At 60.2% G+C, this 17,933-nt stretch carries 11 protein-coding genes, 11 tRNA genes and 1 rRNA gene (1 of these 23 running past the window's edge); 22 read left to right on the forward strand and 1 reads right to left on the reverse strand.

All coding sequences use genetic code 11. The features are described 5' to 3' along the window. The 22 genes from GE073_RS03295 to GE073_RS03400 form a co-directional block, all read left to right on the forward strand. Positions 1-1,025, forward strand: a 23S ribosomal RNA gene (locus GE073_RS03295); it begins 1,904 nt to the left of the window's first position. An 85-nt stretch (positions 1,026-1,110) separates the two neighbouring features. Beyond that, a tRNA-Asn gene (locus GE073_RS03300) sits at positions 1,111-1,186 on the forward strand. A gap of 3 nt (positions 1,187-1,189) precedes the next feature. After that, positions 1,190-1,265 (forward strand) — tRNA-Thr (locus tag GE073_RS03305). Between the two features lie 7 nt (positions 1,266-1,272). Continuing rightward, a tRNA-Glu gene (locus GE073_RS03310) sits at positions 1,273-1,347 on the forward strand. 48 nt (positions 1,348-1,395) lie between these two features. Continuing rightward, positions 1,396-1,471 (forward strand) — tRNA-Val (locus tag GE073_RS03315). Positions 1,472-1,481: 10 nt separating this feature from the next. Then, positions 1,482-1,556, forward strand: a tRNA-Gln gene (locus GE073_RS03320). 4 nt (positions 1,557-1,560) lie between these two features. Further along, positions 1,561-1,633 (forward strand) — tRNA-Lys (locus tag GE073_RS03325). Between the two features lie 10 nt (positions 1,634-1,643). Further along, positions 1,644-1,724, forward strand: a tRNA-Leu gene (locus GE073_RS03330). A gap of 214 nt (positions 1,725-1,938) precedes the next feature. Next, entirely contained in the window at positions 1,939-2,799 is an 861-nt protein-coding gene (locus GE073_RS03335) for an ABC transporter ATP-binding protein (protein WP_028598547.1), read from the forward strand. Between the two features lie 41 nt (positions 2,800-2,840). After that, positions 2,841-3,644: a hypothetical protein gene (locus tag GE073_RS03340; protein WP_153782750.1), complete on the forward strand. Its 804-nt coding sequence runs from the start codon at positions 2,841-2,843 to the stop codon at positions 3,642-3,644. 83 nt (positions 3,645-3,727) lie between these two features. Further along, a tRNA-Gly gene (locus GE073_RS03345) sits at positions 3,728-3,802 on the forward strand. A 3-nt stretch (positions 3,803-3,805) separates the two neighbouring features. Further along, positions 3,806-3,882: transfer RNA gene (locus GE073_RS03350), tRNA-Arg, on the forward strand. Positions 3,883-3,891: 9 nt separating this feature from the next. Continuing rightward, positions 3,892-3,968 (forward strand) — tRNA-Pro (locus tag GE073_RS03355). A gap of 29 nt (positions 3,969-3,997) precedes the next feature. Then, positions 3,998-4,071, forward strand: a tRNA-Gly gene (locus tag GE073_RS03360). Between the two features lie 263 nt (positions 4,072-4,334). Next, positions 4,335-7,139: a phosphoenolpyruvate carboxylase gene (ppc, locus tag GE073_RS03365; protein ID WP_101808490.1), complete on the forward strand. Its 2,805-nt coding sequence runs from the start codon at positions 4,335-4,337 to the stop codon at positions 7,137-7,139. Between the two features lie 146 nt (positions 7,140-7,285). Further along, entirely contained in the window at positions 7,286-7,852 is a 567-nt protein-coding gene (gene sigW / locus GE073_RS03370; protein ID WP_028600025.1) for an RNA polymerase sigma factor SigW, read from the forward strand. A 141-nt stretch (positions 7,853-7,993) separates the two neighbouring features. Next, the gene (locus GE073_RS03375) at positions 7,994-8,620 is read left to right on the forward strand and encodes a zf-HC2 domain-containing protein (protein WP_028600026.1); all 627 of its coding nucleotides are present in this window, start codon (positions 7,994-7,996) and stop codon (positions 8,618-8,620) included. Positions 8,621-8,780: 160 nt separating this feature from the next. After that, positions 8,781-9,623: a diadenylate cyclase CdaA gene (gene cdaA / locus GE073_RS03380; protein ID WP_028600027.1), complete on the forward strand. Its 843-nt coding sequence runs from the start codon at positions 8,781-8,783 to the stop codon at positions 9,621-9,623. Then, positions 9,616-11,028, forward strand: coding sequence for a CdaR family protein (locus GE073_RS03385; protein WP_028600028.1), 1,413 nt, complete (start codon positions 9,616-9,618; stop codon positions 11,026-11,028). The genes cdaA and GE073_RS03385 overlap by 8 nt, the downstream gene beginning before the upstream one ends. Positions 11,029-11,218: 190 nt before the next feature. Beyond that, a complete protein-coding gene (gene glmM / locus GE073_RS03390) occupies positions 11,219-12,559 on the forward strand; it encodes a phosphoglucosamine mutase (RefSeq protein ID WP_153782751.1) in 1,341 nt (446 codons plus the stop codon). A gap of 623 nt (positions 12,560-13,182) precedes the next feature. Next, complete coding sequence (gene glmS / locus GE073_RS03395) at positions 13,183-15,018, forward strand: glutamine--fructose-6-phosphate transaminase (isomerizing) (RefSeq protein WP_101808493.1); 1,836 nt, start codon at positions 13,183-13,185, stop codon at positions 15,016-15,018. A gap of 198 nt (positions 15,019-15,216) precedes the next feature. Further along, a complete protein-coding gene (locus GE073_RS03400; RefSeq protein ID WP_153782752.1) occupies positions 15,217-15,726 on the forward strand; it encodes a GNAT family N-acetyltransferase in 510 nt (169 codons plus the stop codon). 273 nt (positions 15,727-15,999) lie between these two features. On the opposite strand, the gene GE073_RS03405 is transcribed toward GE073_RS03400, so the two are convergent. Then, a complete protein-coding gene (locus GE073_RS03405; RefSeq protein WP_228551247.1) occupies positions 16,000-17,850 on the reverse strand; it encodes a glycoside hydrolase family 43 protein in 1,851 nt (616 codons plus the stop codon). Positions 17,851-17,933: the final 83 nt, after the last annotated feature.

Consider the following 17,933-nt stretch of genomic DNA (forward strand, 5'->3'; position numbering starts at 1 on the left):
GCAACCCGAAGCTGTGAACCGAAGCCCCAGTAAACGGCGGCCGTAACTATAACGGTCCTAAGGTAGCGAAATTCCTTGTCAGGTAAATTCTGACCCGCACGAATGGCGTAACGACTTGGGCGCTGTCTCAACGAGAGATCCGGTGAAATTTTACTACCTGTGAAGATGCAGGTTACCCGCGACAAGACGGAAAGACCCCATGGAGCTTTACTGCAGCTTGATATTGGACTTTGGTACGATCTGTACAGGATAGGTGGGAGCCTAGGAAGCCGGAGCGCCAGCTTCGGAGGAGGCGCCGTTGGGATACCACCCTGATCGTATCGGAGTTCTAACCTGTCACCGTGAAACCGGTGAAGGGACCGTGTCAGGCGGGCAGTTTGACTGGGGCGGTCGCCTCCTAAAATGTAACGGAGGCGCCCAAAGGTTCCCTCAGAATGGTTGGAAATCATTCGAAGCGTGCAAAGGCATAAGGGAGCTTGACTGCGAGACCAACAAGTCGAGCAGGGACGAAAGTCGGGCTTAGTGATCCGGTGGTACCGAATGGAAGGGCCATCGCTCAACGGATAAAAGCTACCCTGGGGATAACAGGCTTATCTCCCCCAAGAGTCCACATCGACGGGGAGGTTTGGCACCTCGATGTCGGCTCATCGCATCCTGGGGCTGAAGTAGGTCCCAAGGGTTGGGCTGTTCGCCCATTAAAGCGGTACGCGAGCTGGGTTCAGAACGTCGTGAGACAGTTCGGTCCCTATCTGTCGTGGGCGTAGGAAATTTGAGAGGAGCTGTCCTTAGTACGAGAGGACCGGGATGGACGTACCGCTGGTGTACCAGTTGTTCCGCCAGGAGCACCGCTGGGTAGCTACGTACGGACGGGATAAGCGCTGAAAGCATCTAAGCGCGAAGCCCCCCTCAAGATGAGATTTCCCAGTATGTAAGACCCCTGGAAGACGACCAGGTCGATAGGCTCGAGGTGGAAGCGCGGCAACGTGTGCAGCTGACGAGTACTAATCGGTCGAGGGCTTATCCTACTTAGCAAGAACAGCCGGTCAGCACGGCATTTCGTTCGATTCAGTTTTCAGGGCGCAAGTCCTGAAGCATCCTATCGCTTCATATTCCCTGATAGCTCAGTTGGTAGAGCACTCGACTGTTAATCGAGTTGTCACAGGTTCGAGTCCTGTTCGGGGAGCCATTTGCTCTCATAGCTCAGTAGGTAGAGTGCATCCATGGTAAGGATGAGGTCACCGGTTCGATCCCGGTTGAGAGCTCCATATGCGTGGCCCGTTGGTCAAGGGGTTAAGACACCTCCCTTTCACGGAGGTAACAGGGGTTCGAATCCCCTACGGGTCACCATTTTTTTTATTTCTACATAAGAATGGATGTTCCGAGCCATTCTACGGAGGAAGCTTAGCTCAGCTGGGAGAGCATCTGCCTTACAAGCAGAGGGTCGGGGGTTCGATCCCCTCAGCTTCCACCACTTTATTTGTTGGGGATTAGCCAAGCGGTAAGGCAACGGACTTTGACTCCGTCATTCTCAGGTTCGATCCCTGAATCCCCAGCCATCAAGAGCCATTAGCTCAGTTGGTAGAGCACCTGACTTTTAATCAGGGTGTCGAAGGTTCGAGTCCTTCATGGCTCATCTTTCATTCGCGCGTATGGCGGAATTGGCAGACGCACCAGATTTAGGTTCTGGCGCCTCCGGCGTGGGGGTTCAAGTCCCTCTACGCGCATAGTTACGAACCATCGCCTTCAGTCCTCACGGACCGAAGGCTTTTTTGTTTATCCAAAAGAAAATCACCTGCTTTTGATCAACAACTCGCGCTGCGAGCGTGCGCGAAGGTTTCTTTTGACAACGATAGTGAGAACCGTTATCATAATGGTTATAATGATAATCGTTATCAAGGATTCGGAGCGCCGCTCCGGCAGCAGAGAGGAGCTTGCAGCATGGTTCGATTGGAAACCAGCCAGCTGGATATAGCCTATGAGAAGAGACAGATCGTGCGGGACCTCAATTTACGCATTCCGCAAGGCAAGATCACGGCGCTCGTAGGCTCGAACGGATCCGGCAAATCGACCATCCTCAAGACGATGGCTCGTCTGATGTCGCCGCAAAACGGGCAGGTGCTGCTGGACGGCAAGTCGATCCACAAGCAGTCGACGCGGGAAGTGGCCAAGGAACTCGCCATCCTGCCGCAAAACCCGACCGCCCCGGATGGTCTGACCGTGCAGGAGCTCGTCTCCTACGGCCGTTTCCCCTATCAAAAAGGGTTCAGCTCGATGCGTAAGGAAGACCGCGAAATCGTCGCTTGGGCGCTGGATGCGACGGGCATGACGGAGTTCGCCGATCGTCCGGTCGACCAGCTGTCCGGCGGACAACGCCAGCGCGGCTGGATCGCGATGGCGCTCGCCCAGGAGACGGACATCCTGTTCCTGGACGAACCGACGACGTTCCTGGACATGGCGCATCAGCTCGACGTGTTGCAGCTGCTCCAGCAGCTGAACTCCAAGGAAAACCGGACGATCGTCATGGTCGTGCATGACCTCAACCATGCCTCCCGGTTCGCTCATCACATGATCGCGATCAAGTCGGGCACCGTGCTGGCGGAAGGCAATCCGGACGAAGTCGTGACGCCGAAGGTGATGAGGGATGTCTTCGGCATCGAAGCCGATATCGTGAGCGATCCGCGCACGGGAGTGCCGCTATGCCTCCCTTACGCGCTCGCGATGGGAGAGCGGACGGTGGAGCGCCCGGCAGCCGAGAGCCAGGGCGAGAAGCAGCGCGTGCTGCAGCCGGCAGGGGTTTGACCCCGCCGGTATTTTTCATTTCGAGAGGGGTCTGCTGACCGATGGATCGCAACGCAACGAGAGAACTGCTGTACGGCAAGCTTGGATTGTTGGAATCGGTTCCGGACGGCGTACGGGTTGCCGCTACGCTCGAGGCGCTCTCGACCGATCCGGAGACGGCCGATGCCTTCCTTCGGGGCTACGCGGAGCTCATTCCGTCTCGTTCCATCGAACCGGCCGCGACCTACTTTCCGTCCTGGCTGCGCGCGCTGGCCGGCACGTTCCATCATGTCCTCGCCAGCGGAGCCGGAAGCTTTCCGCTAGACCCTTCCCGCTGGGAAATGATGCTCTACAAAGCGGAGGGAGCCTCTTATGCCTCCATCGCGTTCCGTACCGATGCTCTGGAGCTGGAGGAGACGCCGCAGCTGCTCTCCGCGGAGCAGCGCTGCGAGCAGATCGATCGGTTCTACGGCACGCTTGTCGCGCCTGTATTCCGTCATCTCGCCGACCGTGCGGGTGTCAGGACCCATGAGCTGTGGAGATTGGCCGCCAGCGGCCTGAACCATACGAAGACGTTCCTGCTGCAGGCGGCGGAACGGCCGGAGCTGCGGCAGGCGCTGGAGCAGGACTTCGCTTATGCCGTCGGAGAGATGCCGGGGGAGGCGGTCGGAGAACGGCGCAATCCGATGGCTATCCGATTCACATATGTCGACAGCCCCTATGAGCCGGGAACGAAGCTGCCGCTGAGGGGAGGCTGCTGCCTGGCGTTCAAGACCGAGTACGCCAAGCACTGCTACAACTGTCCCAGACTCAAGCCGGGAGAGAGGAAAAGGATGTACGAGGAGCTCTGCTCCGCTCGCGCCTAATTTTTTTTGAAAAAGGACTTGCATTCGGACGATGGGCCTGATATATTATTACTTGTCGCGCTGAACAAAAAGTTCTTCGACAAGCGGAAGTGGCTCAGCGGTAGAGCATCGCCTTGCCAAGGCGAGGGTCGCGGGTTCGATTCCCGTCTTCCGCTCCATACGTGCCCGTAGCTCAGCTGGATAGAGCATTTGACTACGAATCAAAAGGTCGGGAGTTCGAATCTCTCCGGGCACGCCATTTATACAACGGGATGTAGCTCAGCTTGGTAGAGCACCTGGTTTGGGACCAGGGGGTCGCATGTTCAAATCGTGTCATCCCGACCATTGCTTCAACTTGCCTGTCGATTTCGTTTGCGGGTGTAGTTCAATGGTAGAACTTCAGCCTTCCAAGCTGATAGCGTGGGTTCGATTCCCATCACCCGCTCCAATAGAGAAACCTTCAAACCTTGCCTAGCGGCAAGGTTTTTTTGTAACGTCAACGCTTTAACACAGTGCTTGGGCAAAAAAACCTGCCCCGGACCGTCTTCTATCCCTATAGCTTTTGTAGTATGATGGGAAAAGCGATTTGAAGTCACCTGCAACCGGGAAAGACGCGCCAGGAGCGGCGTTCAGGGATTCAGCGCCAGGCTGGCTATGCTTACGATTTGGTTCTTTCCGCAGCCTTAGGAGCGAACCAGGAGGAGGAACATCATGTCGGAACAGGCTGCAACGGCCCAAGCGACGGCTCGCCCGCAATCGAACAACTTGCTGCGCCGAGACGTAAGGTTCATGGGCAATCTATTGGGTGAAGTGCTTGTCCACCAAGGCGGCGACGAGCTGCTCGAGGTGGTCGAGAGGATCCGCGAGATGAGCAAGGCGCTGCGCGCCGAATTCGTCAACGAGCTGTACGAGGAATTCAAGAAGACGATCACGACGCTCGGCCCGGAGATCCGTCACCAGGTCATCCGCGCGTTCGCGGTCTACTTCCAGCTGGTGAATATCGCCGAGCAGAACCACCGCATCCGCCGCAAGCGGGATTACGAGCGCTCGGTGGGTGAAAGCGTGCAGCCGGGCTCGATCGAGGCGGCGGTTCAAGTGCTTCATGAGCGCGGCATCGGGGTCGACGGCGTCAAGTCGATGCTGGACGGCATCTCGCTCGAGCTCGTCATGACCGCCCATCCGACGGAAGCGACCCGCCGCGTCGTGCAGGACATCCACAAGCGCATCGCGCTCGGGCTGATGGAGCTCGACAATCCGACGCTCACGCATCGCGAGCGGGAGAAGCTGCGCGCCGGCCTGCTCAACGACGTGCAGATCCTCTGGCAGACCGACGAGCTGCGCGACCGCAAGCCGACCGTCATCGACGAGGTCCGCAACGGCTTGTACTACTTCGACGAGACGCTGTTCGAAGTGCTTCCGAATGTCTACGAGGAGCTGGAGCGCTGCCTGCACAAGTACTACCCGCAGGAGCAATGGCATGTCCCCACCTATCTCAAGTTCGGTTCCTGGATCGGCGGAGACCGCGACGGCAACCCGTCCGTCAAAGCCAAGGTCACCTGGGAGACGCTGACGCTCCACAAGCAGCTGGCGCTGAGCAAGTACCAGACGGTCCTGAAGGAATGGATGGACATCCTCAGCTTCAGCACCAACATCATCGACGTTCCGTCCGAGCTGCTCAGCTCGATCGAGGCCGACGAGCAGGCCGTCGAGCTCCGCGGAATCGACAAATGGCGCAACAGCAGGGAGCCGTACAAGGTCAAGCTCTGCTACATGCTCGAGAAGCTGGCGAACACCGGCGACGATGCCCTCAAAGGCACGGCGAAGCGCTACAACGGCCCCGAGGAGTTCAAGCAGGACCTGCTGCTCATCGACCGCTCGCTGCGCTCCCACTACGCCGACTACACGGCCGACTCGCATGTGCGCAAGCTGATTCGCCAGGTCGAGCTGTTCGGCTTCCATATGGCGGCGCTCGACGTCCGCCAGCACTCCAAGGAGCATGAATCGGCGATGGCCGAGATTCTGGCCAAGATGAACATCACGCCGGATTACGCCTCCCTCTCCGAAGAGGAGAAGATCGAGCTGCTGGACCGGCTGCTGAACGATCCGCGTCCGCTGACCTCCTCCCATCTGGATTACACCGAATCCACGCGGGAATGCCTGGACGTCTACCAGACGATCTACCGGGCGCAGCAGGAGTTCGGCGAGTCCTGCATCTCGAGCTATCTGATCAGCATGACCCAGGGCGCCAGCGACATGCTCGAGGTGATGGTGTTCGCCAAGGAAGTCGGCCTGTTCCGCCAAGAGGCGGACGGCACGGTCCGCTGCACGCTGCAGTCGGTGCCGCTGTTCGAGACGATCGACGACCTGCATGCCGCACCTGGCATTATGCAAAGGCTGTTCGAGCTGCCGCTCTACCGCAAGGGAGTCGAGGCTCGCGGCAATCTGCACGAGATCATGCTCGGCTACTCCGACAGCAACAAGGACGGCGGCGTCGTCACCGCCAACTGGGAGCTCCGCTGCGCGCTCATCGACATCACCGAGACCGGCTCGCGCCACGGCGTGAAGCTCAAGTTCTTCCACGGCCGCGGCGGCGCGCTCGGCCGCGGCGGCATGCCGCTCGGCCGCAGCATCCTGGCCCAGCCGCCTCATACGGTCGGCGGCGGCATCAAGATCACCGAGCAGGGAGAGGTCTTGTCCTCCCGCTACTCGATGCAGGGCATCGCCTACCGCAGCCTGGAGCAGGCGACCTGGGCGCTGCTCACGGCGGCGCGCCTGGCGAGCCATCCGGAGCAGATGCCGGAGCAGATGCCGGAGTGGGCCGAGATCGCCAAGGAAATTTCCGAGACGGCTCAGGAGAAGTACCAGGATCTGATCTTCCGCGATCCGGACTTCATGGAGTTCTTCAAGGAGTCGACGCCTCTCTCCGAGGTGGGCGAGCTCAACATCGGATCCCGTCCGTCGAAGCGCAAGAACAGCGACCGCTTCGAGGACCTGCGCGCGATCCCATGGGTGTTCGCATGGACGCAGAGCCGCTATCTGCTGCCTGCCTGGTATGCATCGGGCACGGCGTTCCGCCAGTACGTCCAGGGCGACGAGACCCGCCTGCAGACGCTGCGCGATATGTATAAGGGCTTCCCGTTCTTCCGCCAGCTTGTCGACAACCTGCAGATGGCGATGGCCAAGGCCGATCTGCTCATCGCCCGCCAGTACGCCGGCATGATCAAGAACGCCGCCGTGCGCGACCGCATCTTTCAGCTGGTCGAGCAGGAGTACTCGCTGACGCTGCGGATGATCTTGGACATTACCGGCCAAAAGGAAATTCTCGACAACGTGCCGGTCATCCAGGAATCGATCCGCTTGCGCAATCCGTACGTCGATCCGCTCAGCTACCTGCAAGTGGAGCTGCTCACCGAGCTGCGCCAGAAGCGCGAGGCGGAGGAGGACGACGCGGAGCTGCTGCGCGAAGTGCTCCTGACGATCAACGGAATCGCCGCCGGCCTCCGCAATACCGGTTGATCTGCTGAAAGGACTATTCCCTACCGTCCCATGCCGTGCGCACCGGCTGCGCACGGCTTTTTCCTGTCATGGAACGTTCTTGCTTTTTCCATGCGCGTGAATTACCATGGGCTAGACAGTCCGGTTAGTCTGGAGGAATGTAGGCCGTGAAATCCATCGAAGCCAACTTGGTCCGCCTCTCTCTCAAGGGAGATCAGAGAGCGTTCGCGGAGCTCGTCGGCATGTACCAGGACAAGCTTTACCATCTTGCATACCGGATGCTGTACAACCGCCAGGAGGCGGAGGACACCGTGCAGGAGACGTTTCTGCGCGTCTTCCGCAACATGGAGCGCTACGACGAGTCCATGAAGTTCTCGACCTGGATCTACCGCATCACGACCAATCTAGCCATCGACCGTCTTCGCCGCCGCAAGCCCGGCTTCTCGCTGGATGCCGAGCTGCCCGAGCATGACGGCCTGGACGGCTATTCGATGTTCGCCAGCGAGGATGCCTCTCCGGAGGACGAGGTGCTGCTCTCGGAGACGCAGCGGATCATCCGCTCGGCCATCGACACGCTGCCTCCCAAGTACAAGAGCGTGATGGTGCTCCGCTATCTGGAGGATCTTTCGCTGCAGGAGATCGGCGACGTGCTCGACATGCCGGTGACGACGATCAAGACGCGCGTCCATCGCGGACGGGAGTTCCTGCGCAAGAAGCTCGAGCATAAATTATAGGCTCATCCGGGCCATAAAAAATGAAACACCTTCCGCCATCAAACGTACCTTATAGGTAGACTTGGCATCGAGGCGTCCGCGCGCCGATGCGAGACGACGGGCAGGGCCTGCCTCTGTACCCTGAAGAAAGGACTGGCTGCCATGAATTGCAATGTCGCTATCGTTTGGATGCACGACTATATCGACGGCGAGCTGCCGCGCGAGGATTGCCTTACCCTCAAGCAGCATCTGCTTTCCTGTCCGGCATGCAGAGCCCGGTTCGAACAGCTGGAGAAGACCGAAGCGCTGCTCACCTCGGTTATGGCTGAGCCAAAGGGACAGGCGATGACGCCGGCCGCTTCCGCAGCGCTCACCGACAAGATTCTAAAACAAATTCCTCCTCCCGCTCGTCATAGAGACTGGACGGGATGGATTCGCAGACATCCTGCCGTCACGGCAGCAGCCGTATTCGTGGTCGTCATGCTGGCCAGCCTGGCGCCGACGGTGAACAACGGCTCCGAGCTGATCGTGCGCGGCGACGACCTCAAGCAGGTCGTCATCGACGGTCATACGGTCATCGTGCCGGAGGGCGTCAAGATCTACGGAAATCTGACCGTGGAGAATGGAACCGCCGATGTGCGCGGGGACGTGGAAGGCAGCGTGACCGTCATCGACGGATCGCTCCTCACTGCGTCCACGGCGCATATCGCCGGCCAGTCCCGCATGATCGACCAGCTGCTGGACCGCTTCTGGTACAAAGTGACCCAATCGTTCGGCAGCACGCCGTGAACGGGTGACGCCCCCTGCGCGCAGGGGGCATTTTTTTTGGCCGAAAAAGGATTTATGTTATGATACCTAGAAAAGAATAGGGTTACGACTAAACGATGGAATCAAGGTCTTCGGCCATACATAGAGAAGGGACCGCAGGCAGCGGGCGGGGGTATCGGATATGAGATTTTTCACGGAAATGACGTGGCAGAACTGGATCCGGAACATCATCGATATCGGGATCGTCAGTTACATTATCTATAAAATGATCCTGCTCGTACGCGGAACGCGCGCCGTGCAGCTGATCAAGGGCATCCTGCTGCTGGTGCTCACCTGGGCGATCAGCACCTGGTTCGATCTGTATACGCTCAAGTGGCTCATGAATCAGATGTTCACCTTCGGCGTCGTCACGATCATCATCATCTTCCAGCCGGAGCTGCGGCGAGCGCTGGAGCAGCTCGGCCGGGGCAAACTGTTCGCCCGTACGTCGTCGCTCGACCGCGACCAGGTGAACGAGCGCATCATGGAGCTGATCAAGGCCGTCCAGTACATGTCCAAGCGGCGCATCGGCGCGCTGATCGTCTTCGAGCGGCATACCGGACTGAACGAGCTGATCGAATCCGGCATCAAGATGGAGTCTCGCATCAGCTCGGAGCTGCTCATCAACATGTTCACGCCGAATACGCCTCTTCACGACGGAGCGGTCATCATCCGCGGCTCGCAGATCATGGCCGCGGCCTGCTACTTGCCGTTGTCGGAAAATCCGTTCATCAGCAAGGAGCTCGGCACGAGGCATCGCGCCGCGATCGGCGTGAGCGAGGTGACCGACGCGGTATCGGTCGTCGTATCGGAGGAGACCGGGCAGGTAACGCTTGCCGTCGGCGGCATGATCGTGCGCGACATCAAGGAAGAGTCGCTCATTTCCAAGCTGTTCGAGGAGCTAACCCAGCAGAACGGACAGACGTCCAAGACGAAGTCCAAGTTCCCGTTCCGCAAAAAGAAAGAAGGGGAAGCCAATGGATAGATGGCTGAGCCATCCGACCGCCCTCAAAATTCTCTCGATCGTCATCGGCGTCCTGCTGTGGGCGGTCGTTCACTTCGATCCGGAATCGACGCCCAATACGGTCACGTCGACGACGGAGACCAAAAGCGTCGACATGCTGCGCATCCAGACCGAGGGGCTCGACGAAAGCGCCTATGCGCTCAAGGTGCTCGAGCCGAGCGTCGCCAAGCTGATGGTGCGCGGCAGCCGCTCGGCGCTCGCCTTCGCCGAGGATGGCGATTATACGGTCAGCGTCAATCTGAGCGGCAAAGGCCCGGGCAGCTATACGATTCCGCTCACGGTCGGCAAGCTGCCCCGGGGCATCGAGCTACTCAACGTATCGCCGTCGATGGTCGAGGTGATCATCGACCGGCTGGAGAGCGGCACGTTCGACGCCGGCGTCGTCACCCAAGGCAAGCCGGCCGAAGGATACGAGCTCGGCGCTCCGGTCATCCGTCCGGGCAGCACCGTGCAAGTGACGCTGCCGGCCCAGGACCTGGCCCGCGTCGGATCGGTCAAAGTATTCGTCAACGTCGAGGGCGAGACCGAGACGGTGCGAGACAAAAAAGCCCGCATGATCGTCTTCGATAAGTCGGGCAATGAAATTCAGGGAGCCGTCATCGCCCCGGCGACGCTCGACGTCGAGGTGCCGATCACGATGCCGGGCAAGGCCGTGCCGCTGCAGATCGGCACGAGAGGCAGCCTGCCGGCCGGTCTGTCGCTGGAGGCGATCGATTCCGACGTGAGCGAGGTGACCGTATACGGCGATCGCTTGCTGCTGGACTCGGTCAATCTGCTCGCCGCCGACGTCGATCTGTCCCAGATCCGGGCGACGGGCGACGTCGAGCTGGAGCTGCTTCCTCCCGAGGGCATGAAGGCGGTCGAGCCGAGCAAGGTCAAGGTGCGCGTGACGCTCGCTTCCTCCGACGTGAAGACGCTGCAGGTGCCGATTACGCTCGAAAATGCGGGCAGCGGCCTCGATGCGGCTCTGGAGGCTCCGACAGGCGGCACGATCGGCGTGCGCGTGCGCGGCACCCCGGACGAGCTGTCCGGGCTGACGGCCGGAGACATCCGCGCCGTCGCCGACCTGCAGGACCTCAAGGAGGGCGCGCATGAGGTGCGGCTGCAGCTGACGCTGCCGAACTATGTGACGGCCGTCGATCCGGCTCCGACCGTCACCGTGCGTCTGACGGCCAGCGAGGCGGCCATGGGCAGGCCGGAAGGCGGCAGCGCGACGCCATCGCCGACGCCGACGCCATCTCCGGACCGCGGGCAGGGCGAGAACGACTCGAGCGGAGGCTCCGGCCCGTCCCATGGATCCGGCAACGAGAACGACGCCGGTGCCGGCAGCGGCGATGGCGCAGACAGCGGAGAGGGGCGGCGTTGAAACGCCGCGGCTCCCTTCCGCTCTTTTTTTGTGGAACCTATCGTCTCCGACCGTGCGTATGATATCGAATGGGCGCGAGGCCAAGGACTGGATTAACCCGCCATAGCGTTAACGGCATGAACACTTTATAATCAATACCATTCATCCGATTCACTATCCACCTCAATCCGAAAAGGGGCAGCAGGAATACATGGGAAAATATTTTGGAACCGACGGAGTACGCGGGGTCGCAAACCTCGAGCTCACGCCGGAGCTTGCCTATAAGATCGGCCGCTGCGGCGGTTATGTCCTGACGGCAGGAGCGCATAAGCCGACGGTCGTCATCGGACTCGACACCCGGATCTCCGGACCGATGCTGGAGTCGGCGCTGATCGCCGGCCTGCTGTCGATCGGAGCGAGCGTCATCCGGCTCGGCGTCGTCTCGACGCCGGCGGTCGCTTACCTGACCCGCCAGCTGAAGGCGGATGCGGGCGTCATGATCTCCGCGTCGCATAATCCGGTCGCGGACAACGGAATCAAGTTTTTCGGCGGCGACGGATTCAAGCTGTCGGACGAGACGGAGCTCGAGATCGAGCGTCTCATGGATGCGGAGAGCGACGAGCTGCCGCGCCCGGTCGGCGGCGACATCGGCACGGTCGAGGAGCATGAGAGCGGCAAGCGCGAATACCTCGATTTCCTCAAGACGACGATCCGCACCCGCTTCGACGGGCTCAAGATCGTGCTCGACTGCGCGAACGGCTCGGCTTACGAGCTGGCACCGCAAGTGTTCCGCGAGCTGGGAGCGGAGATCGTCACCGTCGGCGCGGAGCCGAACGGGCGGAATATCAACGACGGCGTCGGCTCTACGCATCCGGAGCATCTGCGCGATGAAGTGCTGCGCCACGGCGCCGATCTGGGCCTCAGCTTCGACGGCGACGCCGACCGGCTGATCGCGATCGACGAGCGCGGCGAAGAGGTCGACGGCGATTTCATCCTCTGCATCTGCGGCGACGCCATGAAGCGCGCCGGCACGCTCAAGGGCGATACGGTCGTGACGACCGTCATGAGCAACATCGGCTTCTTCAAGGCGGCGGAAGGCCTCGGCCTGCAGACGGCGCGCACCGCGGTCGGCGACCGCTACGTGATGGAGGAGATGCGCAGAGGCGGCTACAACCTCGGCGGCGAGCAGTCCGGGCATGTCATTTTCCTCGACCACAATACGACCGGAGACGGCATCCTGACGGCGCTGCAGCTGACCGACACGCTCGTGCAGTCCGGCCGCAAGCTGAGCGAGCTGCGGGGCCTCATGCGCAAGTATCCGCAAGTGCTCATCAATGTGCGGGTGGCCGACAAGACGCTGTACAACGACAACGAGGCGATCCTGTCGGCGGTGCACAAGGTCGAGCGGGAGCTCGGCGACAACGGCCGCGTGCTCGTCCGTCCGTCCGGCACCGAGTCGCTCATCCGCGTCATGGCCGAAGGTCCCGACAAGGATCAGGTGGCGGCTTATGTCGACGAGATCGTGCATGTCGTCAAATCCGAGCTCGGCTAATCGCTTGCAGCGGGTCGTTTAACCCGGGCCTGTCCCGGGTTAATGTCCCCTAGCGGCGGAACCAGGATGGATTTCCCGACGTTCCGGGGTTGCCAGCCAAGCCCGCATCGAATATGATAGAGCGTATTGCATTTCTTTTATTCCAGCAGGAAAGCGAGGATCGAGGTACGCCCATCCAGCATCACAAGCGCCAGAGCTTGCGACGATCAAGCCGATCCATCCCCCGGCCTCTTCGCCCGTTGCGAAGAGATGCCGGCAGCATTGATCCGTCAAGCTGACGAGGTGAAGGTGTTCGAAATTTTCGGCGGGGACCTTCCGGTGGAGCATGACATCGACAGCCATTCCGGCAAAAGGACGCGGGCAACCGGTCCCACAAACGGATGGCGAACATGCCCTTGAAACGACTTTAATCCGGACGCGGGCGAGATTCCTCTTGCAGGGATAGCCGCGGTCCGATGCGATGATACTAATCCTTATCAAACTACAACTGAGCGGGCAAGCCGCTCGGACGGAACGGATGCCCCGGCCGCTGGCCGGAGGTTCAATTGAATACTGCCATCAGCCTGGATTCATGGCATCCTTACCGGAGCGGCTTGCGGCCGCATACGGAGGTTTCTTTTCTTATGTGTGGAATCGTGGGCTATATCGGCAATCGGGACTCCAAGGAAGTACTCATCGAAGGTCTGAAAAAGCTGGAGTACCGGGGCTATGACTCGGCGGGCATCGCGGTGTTCACGGACAACGGTCTGGAGATCCGCAAGTCCAAAGGCCGTCTGGCGAATCTGGAGGATAAGCTGAAGAGCGAGCCGATCGAAGGCTCCGTCGGCATCGGCCATACGCGCTGGGCGACCCACGGCAAGCCGTCGGACGTCAACTCCCACCCGCATACGGACAACAGCGCCAAGTTCTCCGTCGTGCACAACGGCATTGTCGAAAATTACCTTGACCTCAAGGAAGAGCTGTCGGCCAAAGGCCATACGTTCGTGTCCGAAACCGACACCGAGGTCATCTCCCACTTGATCGCCGACGAGTATCAAGGCGACATCGTAAGCGCCGTGCAGCGCGCCGTCAAGCGCATGAGAGGCGCGTACGCGCTCGGCGTGCTGACGGAATACGAGCCGACCAAGCTGGTCGCGGTACGCTTTGCCAGCCCGCTCGTCATCGGCATCGGCGAGAACGAGAACTTCATCGGCTCGGACATTCCGGCGATCCTGGAATATACGCGCAACGTCTACATCCTGAACGATGGCGAAATGGCGGTTTTGACGCGCGCCGGTGTCGAACTGATGACGACGGAGGGCGACATTATTTCCAAGGAAATATTCCATGTCGACTGGGATCTCGTCACGGCTGAAAAGGCCGGCTTCGACCACTTCATGCTGAAGGAGATCCATGAGCAGCCGAAGGCGTATCGGGACACGATGATGGGCCGCATCGCCGAGGACGGCAAATCCGTCACGCTGAGCAAAGAGATCGGCATGACGACTGAGCAGATCCGCGGCATCAGCCGCGTGCATATCGTCGCTTGCGGAACGGCGTTCCACGCCGGCCTCGTCGGCAAGACGGTCATCGAGAGCCTGGCGCGCATCCCGGTCGAGACGGATGTCGCTTCGGAATACCGCTACCGCTCGCCGATCATCACGCCGGATACGCTCGTCATCGTCGTCAGCCAGTCGGGCGAGACGGCCGACACGCTCGCGGCGCTGCGCGAAGCGAAGCGCAATGGAGCCCGCGTGCTGGCGATCACCAACGTTGTCGGCAGCTCGGTCGCCCGCGATGCGGACGACGTCATCACGACGTGGGCGGGGCCGGAGATCGCCGTCGCTTCGACGAAGGCTTACTCCTCGCAGCTGATCGCGTTTTATCTGCTCGGACTGTACCTGGCTCAGGAGCGCGGCACGATCGATCAGGCCCAAGTCGTCGACATTGTCGAAGCGATGCACCGGCTGCCGGAGCAGGTCGAAAGCATCCTGGAGCAGGCGGAGCTGTTCAAGGGCGTGGCGGAAGCCGTGTCGAAGCATGACAATCTGTTCTTCATCGGCCGCGGCCTCGACTTCGCCGTCGCCCAGGAAGGCTCGCTCAAGCTCAAGGAGATCAGCTACATCCACTCCGAGGCTTATGCGGCAGGCGAGCTCAAGCACGGCACGCTGGCGCTGATCGAGGACGGAATTCCGGTCATCGCGCTGGTCACTCAGGAAGACCTGTACGAGAAGACGCTGAGCAACATCAAGGAAGTGAAGGCGCGCGGGGCGCATGTGATCGGCATCGCCAACTCCGGCTACGAGGACGAGGTCGCCAAATCGGTCGACGAGACGTTCTCGATCCCGCGCACGCTGCCGCTGCTTACGCCGGCCCTGTCGGTCGTGCCGCTGCAGCTGCTCAGCTACCACGCTTCCCTGGCTCGCGGCAACGACGTCGACAAGCCGCGGAACCTGGCGAAGAGCGTGACGGTGGAGTAAGCAGAGAGTCGCGAAGTCGACATCAAGAACAACAACATGACTCTTTATTTGGGGGCTGCCTTCGGGCAGTCCTTTTTTTATTTTGTCAAAACGAGAATGTATGTTCTGATATAATTGGACGGAGAACCGTTGATCTTCTACGATCTAGATTCGAACGGAAATAAAACCGTGAGGTGATTAACATGATGGAACAAAGGAATGCCAAAGGTAATCCTTGAACTTTGGGATGAAGGGGATCTAGGGTTGCTCCGCCAATTAAATTCAGCAGAGATGACCGTGCACTTTGGCGGTCCAGAAACGGAGGAAAAAATCCTAGCTCGTCATACTCGCTACATTGAAATCGCCCAAAAAGGAACCGGACGAATGTTCAAGATCCTCCTGCTTCCGCAGCTTGAGGTCGTTGGCAGTGTCGGCTATTGGGATCAGACTTGGCAAGGAGAAGCTATTTATGAGATAGGGTGGAGTGTTTTGCCGGCATTTCAAGGCAGAGGGATAGCGACAGAAGCAACAGCGGAAGCCATAGCTTCTATCCGTTCTGAATGGAAACATAGATTCATTCATGCTTTTCCTAAAATCAACAATCCTGCTTCTAATGCCATTTGTCGCAAACTCGGCTTCTCATTTGCCGGTGAATGTGATTTTGAGTACCCCGTTGGTACTAAAATACGATGTAATGACTGGAGGTTGACGATCGGGGAGAATGAATAAAATCAGCCCTCGACCCGCCGATGCCGACAATCGATACGTCGAATACGGATGTTCTTGAGGTGGCATTGCCGATAAAAGAGTGGGCGCAGCGATCTCTCTGAACGACAAGCAACCGAAAAAGGAGTCGGCCCTGCCAGGGCCGGCTCCTTTTCGGTTTGACGTCTCCATTCTGTTGACGGGCTTTAGCTTTCAGTTCGTTAAAGGTAATGCACCGCCGTTGCATGATCGGTAAGGCGGCCCGCTACGTGGGCCGCGAGTGTCAGCTGGTTCGCCTCAAGCCCGCTGCTTCTCGATCGGCTCCAGCCCGAGCTCGAGCCGCACCGGCTCCATCAGGCCGTCCGCGCCGAAGCGGAGCGGGCTGATGCAGGTCTCGCGATGGTAGCCTTTTCCGTCCGGGAACCGCGTGAGCGGCGTGACGAAGCGGTGATAGGCGATCCAACAGCGGTCGGCGTCGGGCTCGTGCAGGATCGAATGATGGCCGGTGCCGAGCATGTCCAGCTCTTTGTTTTTCGCCAGAATCGTGCCGCGGTAGGCGACCGGCCCGTAAAGCCGCTCCGACGTGCCGTAGTGGACCCGGTAATCCTCGCTGCCGGTGTCGTCGCAGGACCAGGTGAAATGGTACAGCCCGCCGCGCTTCAGGACGGCGACCGCCTCGCGGAATTCGTGCAGGCCGTCGATGTTCGCCATCGTCTCCTCGACGACGCCGACCCGATCGTCCGTGAGCTGCACGATCGCGCCATGGCCGTTGCCGAACAGCAGGTAGGCCGTGCCGTCCTCCTCGACATAGACGGACGGGTCGATCGTCTGCCCCATGGCGATGCCGAGCCGCTCCATCTGATCCATCGTCAGCAGCGGCTCCGGCTCGGCGCGGAAAGGTCCCGTCGGCGACGGCGCCGTCGCCACGCCGATGGCGCTGACGCCGCTTGGCGTCTTGCCGCAGAAATAGAAGAAATACTTCCCGTCCTTGCTGGCGATGGCCGGAGCCCACGCGCTGCCGACGGCCCAAGGGACATCGCCGGCAGCCAGATCCAGAATGACGCCCTCGTCCTTCCATTCCCGCAAGTCGGACGAGGAGAATACGCTGAAGCTGCCGCCCGACCAGCCGGTGAAGCCGTCGGTCGTCGGGTAGAGATAATACCGGTCGCCGAACTTCGCCAGATCGGGATCGGCGAATTGTCCGGGCAGCGCCTGATGGCCGTCGCCGTATGCCGCCAGCAGGCGGCCGCATTCCTCGGCGGTGATCGGCAGGACGCCGCCATGGCGCTTTTTGGACCGGCCCAGATCGAACTCCTCGTCCGCCAGCACGCGGAATTCGCCGCTGTCCAGATCGCTCGTCAGCAGCGGCAGATAGCCTTTTCCTTCGGCGAAGCGGTCGACGATGAGGCACCATTCCTCGCGGCCGCTCCGCTTATAGATCTGCGGCCCTTCCACGCCGTACAGCTGCTCGAGCGCCGGCGCCTGCACGGGGACGAACGCATCCTTGTGCAGAGAGGAGCCCTTTTCGACGAGGATCGTCTTGGTCGTCTCGTCCTTGGAATAGCGATAGTAGGCGCCGCCATGGGCGATCATCGTCGTGTCGATGACATGGTTGTCCCGTTCGATATACAGCTCGGCCGGGGCGAAGCTGCGGAAGTCCTTCGTGCGGGAGCTGTATATTTTCTGCTTGCGCTCTTGTTCATGCGGCAGCTGCGTGGCGGACGCCCAGTAGACGAGAAAGTCCCTGCTTTCTTCGTCATAGATAGCTTCCGGCGCCCAGACGCAGCCTGCGCCGTCGACGCCGACGGTGATCGCGCGCGGGTCGGACCAGCTCACCAGATCGGCCGACTCCCAGACGATGATGTCGCGGCTGCCCGCCTCGACGGCGGCTTCCCAGCCTTTGCCGTTTGCGATGCGGAGATCGGTGGCGATCAGATAGAACTTGTTCTCCTGCGGGTCGCGGACGAGGAACGGATCGCGCACGCCCTTCTCCCCGAGCTCGGAGCGGAGCGCCGGCAGGCCGGCGTTCAGGTCTTTCCAATGGAGCCCGTCCTCGCTATAGGAAAAGTAGACTTGCTCTCCGTCGGGCTGTTCCCCGATGAAATGGGCCATCAGATAGCCGAAATAACGATTGCCATGAATGGACAACGAGAACTCTCCCCCTTGCGGAAATGAACGTAAGGAACGCCCTTTTCTCCCTATCATAGGGGAATGTCCTCGTCGTTTCCCAC

Origin of the sequence: Paenibacillus sp. B01 (assembly GCF_009649995.1) — a bacterium.
GTDB classification, from domain to species: domain Bacteria; phylum Bacillota; class Bacilli; order Paenibacillales; family Paenibacillaceae; genus Paenibacillus_O; species Paenibacillus_O pasadenensis.

What these genes read in the sequence shown, in the direction of transcription:
- cdaA (WP_028600027.1), top strand. Translation starts at nt 8,781, where the DNA reads ATGAGATTTTTCACGGAAATGACGTGGCAGAACTGGATCCGGAACATC.
- glmM (WP_153782751.1), top strand. Translation starts at nt 11,219, where the DNA reads ATGGGAAAATATTTTGGAACCGACGGAGTACGCGGGGTCGCAAACCTC.
- ppc (WP_101808490.1), top strand. Translation starts at nt 4,335, where the DNA reads ATGTCGGAACAGGCTGCAACGGCCCAAGCGACGGCTCGCCCGCAATCG.
- glmS (WP_101808493.1), top strand. Translation starts at nt 13,183, where the DNA reads ATGTGTGGAATCGTGGGCTATATCGGCAATCGGGACTCCAAGGAAGTA.
- GE073_RS03335 (WP_028598547.1), top strand. Translation starts at nt 1,939, where the DNA reads ATGGTTCGATTGGAAACCAGCCAGCTGGATATAGCCTATGAGAAGAGA.
- GE073_RS03340 (WP_153782750.1), top strand. Translation starts at nt 2,841, where the DNA reads ATGGATCGCAACGCAACGAGAGAACTGCTGTACGGCAAGCTTGGATTG.
- GE073_RS03385 (WP_028600028.1), top strand. Translation starts at nt 9,616, where the DNA reads ATGGATAGATGGCTGAGCCATCCGACCGCCCTCAAAATTCTCTCGATC.
- GE073_RS03375 (WP_028600026.1), top strand. Translation starts at nt 7,994, where the DNA reads ATGAATTGCAATGTCGCTATCGTTTGGATGCACGACTATATCGACGGC.
- GE073_RS03400 (WP_153782752.1), top strand. Translation starts at nt 15,217, where the DNA reads ATGCCAAAGGTAATCCTTGAACTTTGGGATGAAGGGGATCTAGGGTTG.